Origin of the sequence: Paraburkholderia atlantica (assembly GCF_009362785.1) — a bacterium.
GTDB classification, from domain to species: Bacteria; Pseudomonadota; Gammaproteobacteria; order Burkholderiales; family Burkholderiaceae; genus Paraburkholderia; species Paraburkholderia atlantica.
Genome location: NZ_WHNQ01000017.1, coordinates 113,267 through 131,223 on the forward strand (window position 1 = coordinate 113,267; position 17,957 = coordinate 131,223).

Here is a 17,957-nt window from a genome sequence, read left to right on the forward strand (position 1 = left end):
GGCGCGCGATTAAGTGGGGATTTTGAATTCAGCCGGCCATATCGGGCGGATGCGCGACGGGCCTCTACGGGCCCGTTCGCGTCATCGCCACTTTTCTCTCAGGTTCTGCTTTTTTGACGTCGGCGCCGAGCGGCGTCGACGGTTCTCTCCTCCACTGCACTTCTTTCGGTCCTCGCGGACCACCCCGACATTTCAGGCCGCCGTGCGCCGCGCGACGCTAGCCTGCGTCTGCGTCCGCAAGCGCAACATGTCGCGCAGCTTCGCGATGCGCGTGCGCTGACTGTCGATCAAATGATGTGTATCTTCGAGCGCGCGAATGCGCCGCTCCCAATAGACGTGGTCGAGTTCACCGGATCGCGTCGCGCGCTTGCGCGTCGCGTAGCCGAGCACACTCTCGAGATGCTGCAAATGGCTATCCGCGAATCTCGCCGGAAGCCGCCCGCCGCGTTGCGCGGCTGTTTGCCTGCCCGTAAGGCTCATCTTCGCTCCCCCCGCGTCCTGCCTGTTGGCCCGATGACCTTGCTGCATCGATTGCTCGAATCGAAAGCAATCTGCAATCTGAGCGTGACGTTAGCGCAGTTTTTTGGCGCGGCTTGACCGTGCGTCTCAAAATTGGGCGCGGGCGTGCGAAATGCCGACAGGTATGGCCGTCTTTGCGTACTGAAACGGCTCGTCGCGCGGGATTGCCCGGTTGCGCGAAGCGGCGGACGAGCTGGTGCGCTGCCCGCCGCGTCAGATCGCGGAACTCGCGGATGGATTGGGATGGGCAGCGCTCAAGCCGCGCGCGGCCGCCCCTTGCGCTTTGGCTCGACCGGCCGCACGACCGCCACCGGCGGCGCGATGCGCGGCGCGCGCTTGAAATACGGCGAGCTGAGGGTCGCCGTGCTCATGTCCGACGCGGCTTCGAGCAGCGCCGGCGCGAGTTCTTTCAGCCGCGCGTCCGGCAGGCGGCTCGTCGGCCCCGCGAGGCTGACGGTGCCGACCACCAGCCCCGTCACCGGATGACGGATCGCCGCCGCCATCGACGTCATGCCCGCCTCGTAGGTTTCGCTCGCGATGCCGTAGCCGCGCTTGCGCGCACCGGCCAGGTCCTGCAAAAACTGCTGGATCGTCTTCGGCGCCTTCGGCCCGCGCGGCCCCGCCTTGCCGATGCCGCCCTGGCGCGACACGAGTTCGAGCGCTTCCTCGTCGCTCATGGATGCGAGCCATGCCTGGCCGCTGGCGGTGCAATGCAGCGGCGGACTGCTGCCCATGTCCGGGTCGTAGCGCAGCCCGGAGCGCGCGCCCTGCGCCTTGCCGACGAACGTGATGTGATCATCCTCGATCACGCCCAGGCGCGCGAGTTCACCCGACACGCTCGCGAGCCGATCCAGCACCGGCTGCGAAATATCGAGCACCCCGGCCGTGGAAAGCCACATCAGTCCGAGCGACACCAGCTTCAGCGCAAGCACGTACTCGCCGTGCTCATCCTGCCGCACGTAGCCTTCGTCGCTCAGTTCCGCGAGCAGCCGATGCGTGCCGCTGCGCGGAATATTCAGCGTGTCGGCGATCGCGGCCAGCTGCATGCTGCCGCCCTGCTTCGCCAGCAATTCGATGATGGCCAGCGCCCGCTCGAGATTCCCCGCCATGATCCGCTCTCATTCGATTCGAATCCCACATGAGAACATGATTCCACATCGGAATTCAAGGGCGCGGCGGGCGCCGGTTCCCGGCGCCGTCAATGCCCGATGCCCGCGCTCACCCGCAGCAAGGGCCCGCGATGCCGCGCGCCCTTCAGCAGCACCGCCGCCGCGCCGACCGCCGCGGGCAAGGCCAGCGACGTGAACACCTGACTGAAGCCCCAGTTCGCGTGCAGCATGCCGGCGCCGAGCATCGCGCCCGCGATCCCGCCGAAGCGGCCGATGCCGAGCATCCAACTGGTGCCGGTCGCGCGCATCGGCGTCGGATACGAGCTTGCGGCCAGCGCGCAGAACCCGGTGTTCGAGCCGTTCATGCAATAGCCCATGAAGAACGCGAGCACGGCCATCATCGTGAGGCCGTGGCCCGGCAGCCCCATTGCCCAGGCGAGCACGCCGCCCGCGAACACAGTCGCGCCGAGCGCGCGGTGCGCGTTGAAGCGGTCCATCAGCCAGCCGATCGCGAGCGAGCCGATCGTGCCGCCCGCCTGGAACAGCGCGCCGACCAGCGCCGCCTCGCCGAGCGTGAAGCCCGCACCGCGAATCAGCGTCGGCAGCCAGCTACCGAGCAGGTACACCGTCAACAGTCCCGCGAAATAGCAGATCCACAGCATCACGGTGCCGAACGCGTAATCGCGCGACAGGATCAGCCGCACCGGACTGCGCTCGCTGTTCGATGCTTGCTGCACGACGGCGGGCACGACGAAGCGCGTCGCGTGATCGGCGATCCCGCGCTCGATGCGGTTCAGCACCGCGACGAGCCGCGCGCGCCGCGTCTCCTTCAGTGCGAGAAAGCGCGCCGATTCGGGCAGCCAGCGAACCATCAACGGCACATACAGCACCGGCAGCACGCCGCCGACAATCAGCACCGATTGCCAGCCGTACGCGGCGATCAACCATGCGCTGATGAAGCCGCCGCCGGCTGCGCCGAGCGTGAAGCCGCAGAACACGGTCGTCACCATCAACGCGCGGCAGCGCTGCGGCGCGTATTCGGCCATCAACGTCGCCGCGTTCGGCATCGATGCACCGAGCCCGAGGCCGGTCAGAAAACGCAGCACGGTCAGCTCGCCGATGTTCGTCGCGAACGCGGAGCCGAAGCTCCATACGCCGAAGAACAGCACCGCGGAGGTCATCACAGTCTTGCGGCCGAAGCGGTCCGCGAGCGGGCCCGCGCACAGTGCGCCGAACGCGAGGCCGAGCAGCCCGCCGCTCATCACCGGGCCGAGCGCATCGCGCGGAGTCGCCCACGCGCTCGACAACGCCGGCGCGATAAAGCCGACCATCACGGTATCGAGCCCATCGAGCGTGACGATGAACATGCACATCAGCAATACGAGAATCTGAAAGCGCCCGATACGGCGCTCGTCGAGCCACTGCTGCACGTCGAGTGCGCGCGACGCGGACGTGCCGTGCCGCGGCGCCTTGTTTGAAGGTTCCATGCCTGCTGTCTCCAGAACATTTATCGTGATCGATTGCGCAAGCCGGTCCCTCGCGCCTCTTTGCCGTGCGCTTTCTTGAAGGACCAGCCGGGGGGAACTGCGGTTCGTACTTACATCATGATGTGATGGATGACGGCGTCGCCGTATAAGTCCGTTCGAGCAGAGCGAGCGTCGCCTCGCGCAGCTTGCGGGCGCGTTCGAGCGCGGACGCGGTCTGCGCCCATCGCTGCATCGGTACTTCGAGGCTGATCGGCAGATCGTCGGGCAGCGCGCGCAGAATGCCGGCGAGGTCGAGGCCGCCCTCGCCAGGAATCATGCGCTCGCAACGCGCCTGGAACAGCAGCGTGTCGAGATCGGTCGGCCGTTCGGCCGGCGCGTCGCAGAACTGCACGTAGGCGAAGTACTCGCGCGGCAACGCGCGCAACGTATTCGTCGACGTCCCCGCGCGATCGAAGTGGATCGGATCGACGATCAGCCCGGTGTTGCGCCGCGCGGCCGCCTTCACGATGCGCGCGCCTTGCGTGACGTCCTTCACGTCGGTCCACGGCATCGGTTCGAGCGATGGCGCGAGGCCGCGCGGTTCGGCCAGCTCGCATAACTGTGCGAGCCGCTCGGCGGTGCGCGCTTCGTCGGGATCGTTGCCCGCGACCAGCACGTAGCGTGCGCCTAGTTCGGCGGCGGTGTCGAGCATCGGCAGCCATGCGTTCACGTCGGTGTCCGGCTTCAGGCGCAGAATTTCGACGTCGAGCACCTTGACGCCGGTGTCGCGCACACGCGCGAGCGTTTCGCGCCTCAATGCGCCCGGGCTAATGATGTCGTGGCGCACTTCGTGATCGGTGGCGGGCACGAGGCGCAGGCCGACGTAGTCGTAGCCGGCTTGCGCGGCGCACTCGACCATCTGCGGCGGGCTCAGTTCGAGCACGGTCAACGCCGATAGCGACAGCGCGCGCGAATTGGGCTGGGTCATGTGGTCTCCTCGAGTTCAGCGCAGCGGCGAGAACGGCGCCGGCACACAGATCGTCGACTCCATCGTCGTCAGATGGGCCGGGCCGCCCTTCGGCGGCCAGATGCCGTCCTTCACTGCTTCGGCGCGAATCCGCGAACGTTCGTCGACGCTCGCATACGGCCAGATGTTCAGGAAGCGCGGCACGGCGCCGTCGAGCGCATACATCGCGCCGACGAGCGGCGAGCGCCGTGTGCGCTCGGGCACCGCCTTTTCCCAAGCGTCGATCGTGTGTTGCAGGCTCGCGAGCTTGGTGCCGTACACGCGCATCTCGTAGATGCCGCCATGCACGGCCGGCTCGATCGGCGGCAGAAAGGGGAACAACGCATAGCTGTCGATCTTCACGTCGGTGATGAATTCGCCGCAGCCGAACGGATTGCCTTCGAGCAGCATACGCTTGCGCTCGGCGATCAGCGACGCTTCGGAATCGAAGCCACGCAGCACCAGCACCTGCCCGAGCGTGCCGATATCGGAGTACCAGCAGCCGAGCAGCTTCGAGCCTGGCGCGTCGCCGCGGGCCTGGATGTTTTCGAACACCTGTGCGTTGGCGCCGATCTTGACGGTGAGCGTAACGAGGTCATAGAGAGTCATCAGATGCGTCCTTGTGACGGGATGGAGGAATTCGGAGCGGGTTCGGTGCGCGCGGCACGGACCGTACCATCGGCCTGCGGCGCGCCGGCGAGCGACAGCCCCGCCAGATACCCGAAAGTCATCGCGGGTCCGAGCGTGATGCCGCCGCTTGGATAGCAGCCGCCCATCATGCTCGCGCTGTCGTTGCCGACCGCGTACAGACCCGGCACGGGCCGGGCCGCATCGTCGAGCACGCGGGCGGCGGCATCGGTCGCGAGGCCCGCGAACGTGCCGAGGCTGCCGGGCAGCAGCTTCACCGCATAGAACGGACCGTGTTCGAGCGGCGCGTTGCAGGGGTTCGGCTTGTGCCGTGCATCGCCCTGCACGCGGTTGTAGGGCGTCGAGCCTTTGTGGAACTGCGGATCGAAGCCGTCCTTCGCGTAGCTGTTGTAGGCGGCGACCGTCGTTTGAAGTCCCTGCGGATCGATGCCGCACTGGCTTGCAAGTTCGGCGAGGCTGTTCGCGCGACGCAGATAACCGGAGCGCAGATATGGCGCGGTCGGGAATGGAAACGGCTTCGAAAAGCCGAGTCCGTACCGGCGCTGGAAGCGGTGATCGCAGATCAGCCATGCGCAGACTTCTTCGCCCGCCGGCGTCGTGCCGATCAGCGCATTGATGAAGTCGTGATACGACGACGCCTCGTTGACGAAGCGAAGACCCGCGCGTGTGACCGCGATCACGCCCGGCTTCGCGCGCTCGATCAGATGCGGAAACGCGACCGCGTCCTCGCCGCTCTTGCGCGGCACCAACGACACCGGTGCCCACGCCGCCGGTGTTTCCAGCGACGCGTCGAAATGCGCGCCGACCGCTTCGCCGAGACGAATGCCGTCGCCGGTATTGGTCAGGGGCGCGGCGGACCAGTGCTCGCGACCCGACGGCGTATACGCGAAGGTTTGCGCGCGCCGCGCGACATCATGCGGATAACCACCGCACGCGAGCACGACGCCGCGCGCCGCGCGCACCTCGTGAGCGACACCGTCGATCTCGACGCGCGCCCCCGTGACGCGCCCACCCGCGGTCCCGCCTTCGCGCAGCAATGCGACCGCTTTCGCGTTGGTACGCAAATCAACCGCGCGGTCATGCGCCGATTTCAGCAGACGCGCGACCAACGCATTGCCGTTGACCAGATGCATCGAGCGGCCATAGCGGAACTTGTCTGTCGCGAACGCTGCGAGCCGACGCAGCACATGCACGGCCGAGCGCGGCGAGCGCGTCGCGTTGAAGAAATGCGCGAGATCCTGACCCGACGCGATCGCCATGCCCTTCAGCGTCACGACGTCGAGCGCGGGACGCAAGCGATCGATCAGCGCACCAAGCTCGCGGCCATCGAACGGCATCGCGCAGACCGAGCGGCCGCCCGTCATTGCACCCGGCGTCGTATGAAAGTCGGGAATGCGGTTGCCGTCGATAAAACGCACCGCCGTCTCGCGCTCGAAAAACTCGATCATCTCCGGACCGTGTTCGAGCAGCGCGTCGACCTTGTCGGGGTCGTAGTGCGCGCCGAGTTCGTTGCGCAGATAGGTGCGCGATGCTTCGGATTCTTCGACGATGCCCGCGCGCGTCGCGAGCGGATTGCGCGGAATCCACATCCAGCCGCCCGACCATGCGCTCGTGCCGCCGAACACGTCGGCCTTCTCGGCCACCATGACGCGCAGACCTCGCGTGGCTGCCGTCACCGCGGCAGACAGTCCCGCCGCGCCGGAACCCAGCACCAGTACATCGCATTCGAGGATCGGTTCGCGCATCATCGCCATTCGCTTCGTCGGTTGGGAAAATCCGTGCTGTCGCATTTGTTGAATACTATTCCATTTCTTAACTTCGTTCGAACCAGGCGTGCCCCTGGTTCGTCAGACGATCTTTTCGTTGGCGGCCTCAATCGTGCCGCGCGCAACGAACGACGCCGCATCGCTGCGCGCGGATTTGGCGCGCGTCGCCGCGTCGCGCGCCGCCAGATACGCGAACGCGAGCCCCGGTCCCAGCGTGATGCCGGGCGCCGGGTAGACACCGCCCATCACCGATTGCATGTCGTTGCCGCACGCGTACAGGCCGCCGATCGGCCGGTCGTCGCGATTCAGCACGCGGGCCTTGTCGTCGCTGACGAGTCCGGTCGCGGCTCCGATATCGCCGGGATAGAGCCGCACCGCGTAAAACGGCGCGCGCGCGATCGGGCCGAGGCACGGATTGGGGCCGGGCCAGTTTGCGTCGCCGTTGGCGCGCTGATAGTCCGTCGTGCCGCGTTGGAACTCAGGGTCGACGCCGGTCTTCGCATAGTCGTTGATCCGCGCGACGCTGTCGGCGAGACCGGCCGCGTCGATGCCGAGCTTGGCGGCGAGTTCGTCGAGCGTCGCGGCTTGCGTCAGATAGCCGTCCGCGAGAAACGGCGCGAGGCCCTTGCCGCCCGGCCGCACCATGCCGAGCCCGTAATTGCGCAGGCCATCTGCGTCGGTGACCAGATAGGCGGGCACCGATGGGGTCTTGCGATGCGCTTCCTGCATCGCGATGCCGAACAGGTGGTACGACGTGTTTTCGTTCAGAAAGCGCCGTCCTTGCTGATTGACGACGATCATGCCGGGCTTGCCGCGATCCATGATGAAGTGCGGGAACACCGCGGTCGTGCCGTCCGTTCGCTGGCGTATCGATACCGGCGCCCAGAACGCATTGCTGAGCGCGCCCTCCCCGTAACGCGCGCCCGCCGCGAGCGCGAGATCCTGCGCGCTACCGGTATGACCCGGCGCGCCCGGACACCACGTGAGGTCCGCACCCGGCAGCATCGCGCGACGCCGTTGCGGATGCCGGTTGAAACCGCCGCTCGCGAGAATCACGCCACCTGTGACCGAGATTTGTCGACGCTGACCGTTCTGGCTCAGCGTGATGCCGTCGATCGCGCCGCTCGCGTTCGTGCGCAACGCTTCGAGCTTCGTGCTCACGAGCACCGTGACGTCGCGCGCGAGCAGCGACGAAAACAGCCGGCCGATCAACGCATTGCCCATCACGAGACGCGTGCCGCGCGGCCAACTGATGCGGTCGCGCGCATGCCGTGCGAGCAATTTCACCGCGTGGCGCAGCGACCGGAACGACTTCGTCATGTTCAGCAGATGCCCGACGTCGTCGCGATCGACCATCATGCCGCCGAGCACCGTGAACTCGGGGATCGGCGGACGGATCAGCGCGAGGTGACGGCCGAGCTTGCGGCCGTCGAACGCGAGCGGTTCGAGCGCGCGGCCGCGCAGCGTCGAGCCTTCGAGCTCCGACAGATAGTCCGGATGAAACGGTCGCGCCCGATACTTGACGTCCGAATTCGCCTCGATCTGCGCGACCGCCCGCGGCCCCGCCTGCAGGAACGCACGACGCAGCGCCTCACTGCTGCGCTCGCCGACCGCGCGGCGTAAAAAGCCCTCGGCGTTGGCGCTGTTGTCGTCGGGATTGATCGACGGGCCGTGCGGCGAGTTCGGTATCCACGTGGTGCCCGCCGAGTACGCGGTCGTGCCGCCCACGTATTCGGTGCTTTCGACCAGCAGCACGCGCGCGCCGTCGATCGCCGCGAACAGCGCCGCCGACATGCCCGCGCCGCCGGCGCCGATTACCACGACGTCGAAGGCTTCGTTCTGCTGCAAATCGCTCAATGTCTCCACCATCTGCTGCTCCTTGTGTGCTCGTGCGTTGCATCCGGTCGCGACGGCAGTTCCGGATTTTTCGCAGTATCTAGAATTTGCTTTGTTATTGGAATACTATTCCAGTATCGAGAAAAAGCAAAGCTTTCTGAACACCCTCGACAACAGGCAACACATGACGCCCGGCATCGGCACGATGCGAACGGGCACCCATTTCAGGAGATTCGACTATGCAGCAGGCTGGAAACTCTTCGTTCGCGGCGTCGCTCGACGCGGGTCTGAGCGGCGCGACGCGCGTGTATTTCATCGTCGGCGATCCGATTGCGCAGGTGCGTTCGCCGGCGGGCGTGACCGCCGCGTTGCGTTCGGCCGGCCGCGATGCGCTGGTGGTGCCCGCGCATGTCGCACCGGCGGACCTGCCCGCGTTTTTCGCGGGCGTCGCGCCGATGCGCAACGTCGACGGCGTGATCATCACGGTGCCGCACAAATTCAGTGCCGCGAGCTATTGCGCGACGCTCGCCGACGAAGCCGCGTTCCTCGGCGCCGTCAACACGCTGCGCCGCAACGCCGATGGCGGCTGGCATGGCGGTATGTTCGACGGCACCGGCTTCGTCGCGGCGCTGGTCGCCGCGGGCTGCGTGCTCCAGGGCAAACGCGCGCTGCTGGTCGGCGCGGGCGGCGCGGGCTCGGCGATCGGCCATGCGCTGATTCAGAGCGGCGTCGGCTCGCTCGACGTGCGCGACAACGACGTCGAACGCACCGGTTCGCTGATCGCGCGGCTCAACGCGCTCGGCCGAGGCACGGCGCGCGGCGCGGCGGCCCAACTGGAATTGACCAGGTACGATGTAGTCGTCAACGCGTCGCCGCTCGGCATGCGCGCGGGCGATCCGTTGCCGATCGACGTCGCGCGCTTGCCGGCCACGACTTTCGTCGGCGATGTCGTAACGAAGCCGCCGCTCACGCCGCTGATCGAAGCCGCACGCGCGCGCGGCTGCCCGACCGTGACGGGCACGCAGATGTTCGAACGCGTGTGCGATCGGATGGTGGAGTTTTTGCTGGAGACGTCGCCGTCTGCGTAACGGCGTAAAAGAAGCAGGCGTGCGCTGCTACACTGGCGCGAAATTATCCGCACGAAATGCGGCGCAATCCTGCGCCGCGTTCACATCGCCCTTTGCGCGCCAACCCATGCTTCGATTCGACAACCTCAGCAAGCGCTATAGCGACCGCGTCCTGTTCGAAGGACTGCACTTCGACGCAACGTCCGGCTGCGTCGCGTTAAACGATGAATCCGGCAGCGGCAAATCGACGTTGCTCGCCATCCTCGCCGGCGCGCTCGAAGCCGATAGCGGCGACGTATGGCTCGGCGGACATTCGCTGCGCACCGCGCCGGATGCCGCGCAAGCGTTGCTCACGTACGTGCCGGAAGACAGCATGAACTGGCCCGATCAGACCGGCCGTGATTATCTGCGGCAGATCGCGTCGGCGCGACACACCGCGCTGACCGACGACGTGCTCGCGCTCGCCGAACGCTTCGGCCTCGCGCCGCATCTGGACAAACGCTTCGAGCAGATGTCGTATGGCAGCCGCAAAAAGGTGTTTCTGACGGCGGCCGCGCTCGGCGACACTCGCGTGCTGATCGCCGACGAACCTGCCGGCGGACTCGACGCGTCCGCGCGCGCGGTGCTCGCCGAGCTGTTCAGAACGCTCGGCACGACGCGCACGGTGTTTTTCACGAGTTACGACGAAGGGTTCACGCAGTCCTGCGAGGCGACGCGTGTCTGTTTCGCGGACCTCGCGGGGCACCCTTGAGCTAGAACGCTCGCGCGCGCCATGCCTGGCCGAGCGCGAGCATTCAGTCCTCAGATCGCCACGCAAATCTTGCCGAAGTGCGCACCCGATGCCTCGTGCCGGAACGCATCGGCGAGCTTGGCCAGCTCGAACGTGCTGTCGATCACCGGCTTGATGCCGGTCGTCTCCAGCGCGCGCACCATGTCGATCTGATCCTGCCGGCTGCCGACGATCAGCCCTTGCAGACGCTGTTGCCGCGCCATCAGATGCGCGGTCGGCACCTGACCCGAGCGGCCGGTCAACACGCCGATCAGCGCGATGTGTCCGCCGATGCGGCATGCGGTGATCGACTGCGGCAGCGTGCCTGGACCGCCCACTTCGATCACGTGATCGACGCCGCGCCCGTTCGTGATGTGACGCACTTCTTTGCCCCACTCGGGATTGTCGCGATAGTTGATCGTATGGTCGGCACCGAGTTCGCGCAGCTTGGCGAGCTTCGCATTCGACGACGACGTCGCGATCACCGACGCCCCCATCGCCTTCGCCATCTGCAAGCCGAAGATCGACACGCCGCCGGTGCCGAGCACCAGCACGCTGCTGCCCGCCTTCAACTGACCGTCGACGACCAGCGCGCGCCACGCGGTCAGCCCCGCCGTGGTCAACGTCGCCGCTTCGGCGTGGCTATAGCCGGCCGGCGCGTGCGTGAAGTAGTGGCTCGGCAGCACGACGACTTCGCGCGCGTAACCGTCGATGCCGTCGCCCGGGGTGGTCGAAAAATCGCCGATTGCTGGCGAACCGTTTTCCCAGTGCGGAAAGAAGCACGACACGACGTGATCACCGGGCTTGAACTCGCGCACGCCCGCGCCGACCGCTTCGACGACGCCCGCACCATCGGCCATCGGAATGCGGCCCGCTTCGGCCGGCAGATTGCCGCTGACGACGCCGTAGTCGTGGTAATTCAATGAACTCGCGCGAATGCGCACGCGAATCTGCCCGGCTCCGGGCTGACCGGGATCGGCGAGGTCGACGACCTGCAGGCTATCGACGGTGGCAGGCGAACCGATTCTGACGGCTTTCATACTTTTCGTTCCTTGGTAAGTGGTGCGCATTCGTGAGCAACATGATGCCCACGCGTGCTACGCATCGGACGCGCATGCGCGATGCCCGCGCGAGCACTGCGCTATTTGACGGTCTGGATGACCTCGAAGCCTTCGAATTCCGGGTGGCCGAGATACAGCACGCGGTTTTCGTTACCGGCACTGCGATGCGCCGCGCGAAACGCGTCGGACCTGGTCCATGCCTCGAACGATGCCTGGTCGCGCCAGATCGTATGGCTAGAATAGAGCACGTGATCGTCCTTACGCGGTCCCTTCAGCAAATGAAATTCCACGAAGCCCGGCACCTCTTTCAGATGGGTGTCGCGCGTGGTCCACAAATGTTCGAAGGCGTCCTCGGAGCCGGGAGCCACTTTGAAGCGGTTCATCGCGATGTACATGCTGTCATCCTCGTTGAGTGAGTGATGCTGCCAATGATGCTCGATGGGTCATCCGGTGGCGTTTTATTAAAGGCGTGCATTGCGTTGCCTTCGCTTGACCTTACCACGGTGGCAAGCCCACGATGTCCGATGTGACCGTTGGAATCGCGCGGATCACCTCGCCACTCTCTTCAACAACGGAAATCGAATATGAAAAACCTTCGTGCGGTGCGCGCTATCTGTGTGTTCGGCGGTTTGGCATTCGCGGCGGCGGCTCTGCCCGCTCACGCGCAACATCAGGGCATGCCCGGCATGGACATGGCGCATTCGGCGCATGCGGACGCGGGCGCATCGACGCAAGCCTTCAAGGCCGCCGACGAACGCATGATGCATGACATGAGCGCCCCCGAATACACCGGCGACGCCGACCGGGATTTCGTCGCGCACATGATTCCGCATCACCAGGGCGCGATCGAGATGGCGCAGGCGGAATTGAAATACGGCAAAGACCCCGAGATCAAGAAACTCGCGCGCGACATCATCAAGGCGCAGCATGACGAGATCGCGTTCATGCGGCGCTGGCAGGAAAAGCACGGCGGCAAGTAACGCGCCGCGAGCGTCACCAGCGTGGGTGCTTGCGCAGCAGCGGCGACATCGCGATCAGACCGATGATCGGCCCCGGCAGCAGCAGCCACGCGACGCGCACGTCGAGCGCGTGAAACACGCTCGTCGACCACAGGATCGAGCACGCCGACAGGAAAAAGCCGAAGCTGTTCTGCAGCGTCAGCGCGCCGCCGATCTTGTCGGCGGGACAGGCCTTCACGGACAGCGCCGAAAACTGGGGCGAATCGGCGATCACGCTGATGCCCCACACGACTAGCAGCGCAAGCTGTGCGCCAGTGCCGAACCCGGTGGTCAGCGGATAAATCGCGCACAGCGTGCCCGATATCGTCAGCGCGAGCGCGGCGGTGCGCGCGCTGCCTAGCGCCTGGCTGAGCCTGCCGCCGAACAGGCAGCCGAGCGCGCCGATCGCGATGATCAGGAACGACCACAACGCGACGGTGCCCGGCGTCGCCGGCGCGCCGCTCGCGAACGCGCGCTGCACGAGCAGCGGCGTCAGCGTCCAGAACGCGTACAACTCCCACATGTGACCGAAATAGCCGAGCGCGGCCGAGCGAAACTCGCTGATGCGCACGACCTGCCCGACGCCCGCCGACAAACCGAAGCGCCGGTTGCCCGAGCGCCGCGCGTGCGGCCCCTCGCCGAGCATGAACACCATGACCGCGCCAATCACCGCGAGCCCCGACGAAGTAAGCACCACGGTTTGCCACGGCACGCCCGACAGCAACGCGCGGATCGCATGAACCGACGCCGTGCCGAGCGTCAGCATCGCGACGAGCAACGCGAGCGTCTGCGCGGCGCGGCGCGGGTCCCACGTCACGAGCAGTTTCATGCCGAGCGGATAGATGCCCGCGAGCGCGACGCCCACGCCGAAGCGAAAAACGAGCGCCGACGCGAGCCCGCTGCTGCACAGCGCGAACAGCGCATTCAAGGTCGCGCCGAGCACGCCGCAGACGGCGAATACCTTGCTCGCCGACAAGCGATCCGCGAGTCCGGTGGTCGCCGACAGCAAGGTCCCGACGATAAAGCCGGCCTGCACCGCATTCGTCAGCCAGCCGATACCCGACGCGCTCAGTTGCCACGCGATCTGCAGATCGCGCATCGCGCCGTTAGCGCTGAACCACAACGAGGTGCCGAGCAATTGGGCAATCGCGATGACGAACACCGCGCGTCTGGCACGCGCGTTGTCGCGCGCCGCGTCGGCCGAATTCGTTGCGTCGGCGTCCAGCCTGTTCTGCATCGAGCCTCCTCTGCGTCGGTCTGAGTCGGCTGCTGGGAGTAGTTATGGGAACGGCCGTCTCGAGCGGCCATTGTAGACGACGCGTCGGTTCGCAGCGGCGGCTGTGGCGCGGCTGGATCGGGGAGTTAGCGGAACACGAGCCGCGTCCACGTCACGCCGTTATCGCGGTTGACCTGTTGAGCGGATGACGTGCGCAACTCGCGCACGAGCGTCAGGCCTTGCTCGCTCGCGAGCTGGATCGTTTCGCCGGGAGTGACGTCGAACATACGGCGGCCGGCTGGGACCGGCCCGTGTCGAAGCGACATGATCAACAGGCCGTCTTTGTGCAGCAACGACGCAATGCGCGGCATCGCGCATTCCCGCTGCCGTGCATCGAGATGCATCCACACGGCGGTAAGCCGCCTCAGCCCTGCTGCGGCACCCTGACCCAACCCTCCATCAACACGCGCGCACTGCGGCTCATCATCGCCTTCGTGACGACCCACTCGCCGTCTTTCAGACTTGCCTGCGCGCCGACGCGCAACGTGCCCGACGGATGCCCGAAGCGCACCGACTCGCGTTCGCCGCCGCCCGCCGCCTGATTGACGAGCGTGCCGGCGATCGCCGCGGCAGTGCCGATCGCGACCGCCGCCGTGCCCATCATCGCGTGATGCAGCTTGCCCATCGACATCGCGCGCACCAGCAGATCGACGTCGCCCGCGCGCACCGGCTTGCCGCTCGACGCCACGTAGTCGACCGGCTTCGCGACGAACGCAATCTTCGGCGTGTGCTGCCGAGTCGCGATCTCGTCGAGATTCTTGATCAGGCCCATGCGCAGCGCACCGTGCGCGCGAATCGTCTCGAACATCGCGAGCGCTTTAGCGTCGCTATTGATCGCGTCCTGCAACTCGGTGCCTTTGTAGCCGATCGCTTCGGCGTCGACGAAGATCGTCGGGATGCCCGCGTTGATCATCGTTGCCTTCAGCGTGCCGACGCCGGGCACTTCCAGGTCGTCGACGAGGTTGCCGGTCGGGAACATCGAGCCGCCGGCGCCTTCTTCGTCGGCGGCTGGGTCCATGAATTCGAGCGGCACTTCGGCGGCCGGGAAAGTCACGCCGTCGAGCTCGAAGTCGCCGGTTTCCTGCACCGCGCCATCGGTCATCGGCACGTGCGCGATGATCGTCTTGCCGATGTTGGCCTGCCAGATTCGCACGATCGCGACACCGTCACGCGGCACGCGGCTCGCATCGACGAGGCCCGCGCTGATCGCGAACGGTCCCACCGCGGCCGACAGGTTGCCGCAATTGCCGCTCCAATCGACGAACGCCTTGTCGATCGACACCTGACCGAACAGATAGTCGACGTCGTGATCGGGCCGGCTGCTACGCGAAATGATCACGGTCTTGCTGGTGCTCGACGTCGCGCCGCCCATGCCGTCGATCTGCTTGCCGTACGGATCGGGACTGCCGATCACGCGCATCAGCAGCGCGTCGCGCGCGGCGCCCGGCCGTTGCGCATCCTCGGGCAGATCCTGCAGACGGAAAAACACGCCCTTGCTGGTGCCGCCGCGCATATAGGTGGCCGGAATCCTGATCTGGGGTGAGTGCATGAAAGTGTCCTGAGGTGACATGTTCTTTGATGAGGAAGGGCGATGCGGCGTATCAAGCCGCATCGCCCTGTTCTGCTGTGACGTTCAGTGCAAAACGCGCTTCAAGCCATCAAGCCGCCGCCCTGGTCGACTCGAGAAAATCCTGCGCGAAACGCTGCAGCACGCCGCCGGCTTCGTAGATCGACACTTCTTCGGCCGTATCGAGCCGGCACGTCACCGGCACGTCGACGCGCTCGCCGTTGCGGCGATGAATCACCAGCGTCAGATCGGCGCGCGGCTTGCGCTCGCCGATCACGTCGAAGGTCTCGGTGCCGTCGATGCCGAGCGTCAGGCGATTCACGCCCGGCTTGAATTCGAGCGGCAACACGCCCATGCCGACGAGGTTCGTGCGGTGAATCCGCTCGAAGCCTTCCGCGACGATTGCTTCGGTGCCCGCCAGCCGCACGCCCTTCGCGGCCCAGTCGCGCGACGAACCCTGACCATAGTCGGCGCCCGCGATCACGATCAGCGGCTGCTTGCGCTCCATGTACGTTTCGATCGCTTCCCACATGCGCGTGACCTTGCCCTCGGGCTCGATGCGCGCGAGCGAACCGGCCTTCACCTGGCCGTTCTCCAGCACCATCTCGTTCTTCAGCGTCGGGTTCGCGAAGGTCGCGCGCTGCGCGGTCAGGTGATCGCCGCGGTGCGTCGCGTACGAGTTGAAGTCCTCTTCGGGCAAGCCCATCTTCGTCAGGTACTCGCCAGCCGCGCTGTCGGGCAGGATCGCGTTCGACGGCGAAAGGTGGTCCGTCGTGATGTTGTCGCCGAGCACGGCCAACGCGCGCATGCCCTGCAGCGTGCGCTCGCCGGCGAGCGCCCCTTCCCAGTACGGCGGACGGCGAATATAGGTGCTTTGCGCGCGCCAGTCGTACAGCGGGTCGGCCTTCGCGCCGGTGTCGGCTGACAGCGCGAACATCGGTTCATACACCTTGCGGAATTGCTCCGGCTTCACGCTAGCGGCGACGATCGCATCGATCTCCGCATCCGATGGCCACAGATCTTTCAGCGTGACCGCACGACCGTCGGCATCGACGCCGAGCACGTCCTTTTCGATGTCGAAGCGGATCGTGCCCGCGATCGCATAAGCGACCACCAGCGGCGGCGACGCGAGAAACGCCTGCTTCGCATAGGGGTGAATGCGGCCGTCGAAGTTGCGGTTGCCCGACAGCACGGCGGTCGCATACAGGTCGCGCTCGATCACTTCCTTCTGGATCGCCGGGTCCAACGCACCGGACATGCCGTTGCACGACGTGCACGCATACGCGACCACGCCGAAGCCGAGTTGTTCGAGTTCCGGCAGCAGCCCTGCCTCTTCCAGATACAGCGTGACCGCCTTCGAGCCAGGCGCGAGCGAGCTCTTGACCCACGGCTTGCGCACGAGTCCGCGCCGGTTCGCATTGCGTGCGACGAGGCCCGCCGCGATCATGTTGCGCGGATTGTTCGTGTTGGTGCAGCTCGTGATCGCGGCAATGATCACCGCACCGTCCGGCATCAGACCCGGCTCGTTCTCGACCTTGCCGCTGACGCCGCGCGCGGCCAGCTCCGACACCGGCAAGCGGCGATGCGGATTCGACGGCCCCGCGAGCGTGCGCACCACGGTCGACAGATCGAACTTCAGCACGCGCTCGTACTCGGCGTGCTCCAGCGTATCGGCCCACAGGCCCGTGTGCTTCGCGTACGTTTCGACGAGTTTGACGAGTTCGTCGTCGCGGCCGGTCAGCTTCAGATAGCGAATGGTCTGCTCGTCGATGTAGAACATTGCGGCGGTCGCGCCGAACTCGGGCGCCATGTTCGCGATCGTCGCGCGATCGCCCAACGTCAGGTTCGCCGCGCCCTCGCCGTAAAACTCCAGGTATGCGCCGACCACCTTCTGCTTGCGCAAAAACTCGGTCAACGAAAGCACCACGTCGGTCGCAGTGATGCCCTCGCCCGGCTTGCCGCTCAGCTCGACGCCGACGATATCGGGCAGCCGCATGTACGACGCGCGGCCGAGCATCACGCTCTCCGCTTCGAGACCACCGACGCCGATCGCGATCACGCCGAGCGCATCGACCATCGGCGTATGCGAGTCGGTGCCGACCAGCGTGTCGGGAAACGCGACGCCGTCCTTCACCTGCACGACCGGGCTCATGCGTTCGAGGTTGATCTGATGCAGGATGCCGTTGCCCGGCGGAATCACATCGACGTTGCGGAACGCGCGCTTGGTCCAGTTGATGAAGTCGAAGCGGTCTTCGTTGCGCCGGTCTTCGATCGCGCGATTCTTCGCGAACGCGTCCGGATCGAAACCGCCGCACTCGACGGCCAGCGAGTGATCGACGACCAGCTGCGTCGGCACCACCGGATTCACGAGCGACGGATCACCGCCTTGTGCGGCGATCGCATCGCGCAGACCCGCCAGATCGACGAGCGCGGTCTGACCCAGAATGTCGTGGCACACGACGCGCGCCGGAAACCACGGGAAATCGAGCTCACGCTTGCGCTCGATGATCTGTTTCAGCGAAGCGGTCAGCGTCACCGGATCGCAGCGGCGCACCAGGTTTTCGGCGAGCACACGCGACGTGTACGGCAGCTTGTCGTAGGCGCCGGGTTCGATCGCGTCGACCGCGGCACGCGTATCGAAGAAGTCGAGTTCGGTGCCCGGAAGGCGTTTGCGGTTGGCAATATTCATGGCGTAGGGACAGGACGGTTATCAGCCGCCGGACGATGTGCCGGCGGCGTCCGGAAGCGCGTCGCTCGCGCGGCCGGACGGGCAGTGCAGGTAGTTTAGCTCGCTGCTGACGGGTGCTGAATTGCGATTGTTCGATGCTTCCAGCGGAGCGGCCGCGCGATGCGTGCCGCTCCAGGCTCA

Annotated in this window: 16 protein-coding genes; 3 read left to right on the forward strand and 13 right to left on the reverse strand. The window is 66.2% G+C overall.

Annotation, left to right across the window (positions count from 1 at the left end):
- Positions 1-192 precede the first annotated feature (192 nt).
- From GCT19_RS23415 to GCT19_RS23445, 7 genes are all read right to left on the reverse strand, one after another.
- Positions 193-528, reverse strand: coding sequence for a hypothetical protein (locus tag GCT19_RS23415; RefSeq protein ID WP_018437190.1), 336 nt, complete (start codon positions 526-528; stop codon positions 193-195).
- 245 nt (positions 529-773) lie between these two features.
- The gene (locus GCT19_RS23420; protein WP_018437191.1) at positions 774-1,628 is read right to left on the reverse strand and encodes an IclR family transcriptional regulator; all 855 of its coding nucleotides are present in this window, start codon (positions 1,626-1,628) and stop codon (positions 774-776) included.
- An 89-nt stretch (positions 1,629-1,717) separates the two neighbouring features.
- A complete protein-coding gene (locus tag GCT19_RS23425) occupies positions 1,718-3,115 on the reverse strand; it encodes an MFS transporter (protein WP_152853227.1) in 1,398 nt (465 codons plus the stop codon).
- A 115-nt stretch (positions 3,116-3,230) separates the two neighbouring features.
- On the reverse strand, positions 3,231-4,082 hold the full coding sequence (locus GCT19_RS23430) for a sugar phosphate isomerase/epimerase family protein (protein ID WP_152853228.1): 852 nt from the start codon (positions 4,080-4,082) through the stop codon (positions 3,231-3,233).
- A gap of 15 nt (positions 4,083-4,097) precedes the next feature.
- Positions 4,098-4,709 (reverse strand): NIPSNAP family protein, encoded by a 612-nt coding sequence (locus GCT19_RS23435; RefSeq protein WP_018437194.1) that lies wholly within the window; start codon positions 4,707-4,709, stop codon positions 4,098-4,100.
- Positions 4,709-6,496 carry an FAD-dependent oxidoreductase gene (locus GCT19_RS23440; RefSeq protein ID WP_152853229.1) on the reverse strand — a complete coding sequence of 596 codons (1,788 nt, stop codon included), beginning with the start codon at positions 6,494-6,496 and terminating at the stop codon, positions 4,709-4,711. Before GCT19_RS23440 ends, GCT19_RS23435 begins: the two co-directional genes overlap by 1 nt.
- Positions 6,497-6,595: 99 nt before the next feature.
- Positions 6,596-8,383, reverse strand: a complete 1,788-nt coding sequence (locus GCT19_RS23445; RefSeq protein WP_152853230.1) for an FAD-dependent oxidoreductase — start codon at positions 8,381-8,383, stop codon at positions 6,596-6,598.
- Between the two features lie 206 nt (positions 8,384-8,589).
- Between GCT19_RS23445 and GCT19_RS23450 the strand changes: the two genes are divergently transcribed.
- Entirely contained in the window at positions 8,590-9,438 is an 849-nt protein-coding gene (locus GCT19_RS23450) for a shikimate dehydrogenase family protein (protein WP_152853231.1), read from the forward strand.
- 106 nt (positions 9,439-9,544) lie between these two features.
- Positions 9,545-10,168 carry an ABC transporter ATP-binding protein gene (locus tag GCT19_RS23455; protein ID WP_152853232.1) on the forward strand — a complete coding sequence of 208 codons (624 nt, stop codon included), beginning with the start codon at positions 9,545-9,547 and terminating at the stop codon, positions 10,166-10,168.
- A 50-nt stretch (positions 10,169-10,218) separates the two neighbouring features.
- Here GCT19_RS23455 and GCT19_RS23460 read toward each other — a convergent pair whose 3' ends face one another.
- Together GCT19_RS23460 and GCT19_RS23465 are read right to left on the reverse strand one after the other, a co-directional pair.
- Positions 10,219-11,226, reverse strand: coding sequence for a zinc-dependent alcohol dehydrogenase family protein (locus tag GCT19_RS23460; RefSeq protein ID WP_152853233.1), 1,008 nt, complete (start codon positions 11,224-11,226; stop codon positions 10,219-10,221).
- A gap of 101 nt (positions 11,227-11,327) precedes the next feature.
- A complete protein-coding gene (locus GCT19_RS23465; RefSeq protein ID WP_018437200.1) occupies positions 11,328-11,642 on the reverse strand; it encodes an antibiotic biosynthesis monooxygenase family protein in 315 nt (104 codons plus the stop codon).
- 189 nt (positions 11,643-11,831) lie between these two features.
- Here GCT19_RS23465 and copM point away from each other — a divergent pair, with 189 nt between their 5' ends.
- Positions 11,832-12,227, forward strand: a complete 396-nt coding sequence (copM, locus tag GCT19_RS23470) for a CopM family metallochaperone (protein WP_152853234.1) — start codon at positions 11,832-11,834, stop codon at positions 12,225-12,227.
- Between the two features lie 13 nt (positions 12,228-12,240).
- Here the strand turns inward: copM and GCT19_RS23475 are convergent, their stop codons facing one another.
- The 4 genes from GCT19_RS23475 to acnD all read right to left on the reverse strand — a co-directional run bounded on the left by GCT19_RS23475 (position 12,241) and on the right by acnD (position 17,777).
- Positions 12,241-13,482, reverse strand: a complete 1,242-nt coding sequence (locus GCT19_RS23475) for an MFS transporter (protein WP_152853235.1) — start codon at positions 13,480-13,482, stop codon at positions 12,241-12,243.
- 125 nt (positions 13,483-13,607) lie between these two features.
- Positions 13,608-13,832, reverse strand: a complete 225-nt coding sequence (locus tag GCT19_RS23480; RefSeq protein ID WP_152853236.1) for a hypothetical protein — start codon at positions 13,830-13,832, stop codon at positions 13,608-13,610.
- A gap of 53 nt (positions 13,833-13,885) precedes the next feature.
- Positions 13,886-15,070, reverse strand: coding sequence for a 2-methylaconitate cis-trans isomerase PrpF (gene prpF, locus GCT19_RS23485; RefSeq protein WP_026229022.1), 1,185 nt, complete (start codon positions 15,068-15,070; stop codon positions 13,886-13,888).
- Between the two features lie 109 nt (positions 15,071-15,179).
- A complete protein-coding gene (acnD, locus tag GCT19_RS23490) occupies positions 15,180-17,777 on the reverse strand; it encodes a Fe/S-dependent 2-methylisocitrate dehydratase AcnD (RefSeq protein WP_152853237.1) in 2,598 nt (865 codons plus the stop codon).
- Positions 17,778-17,957 lie beyond the last annotated feature (180 nt).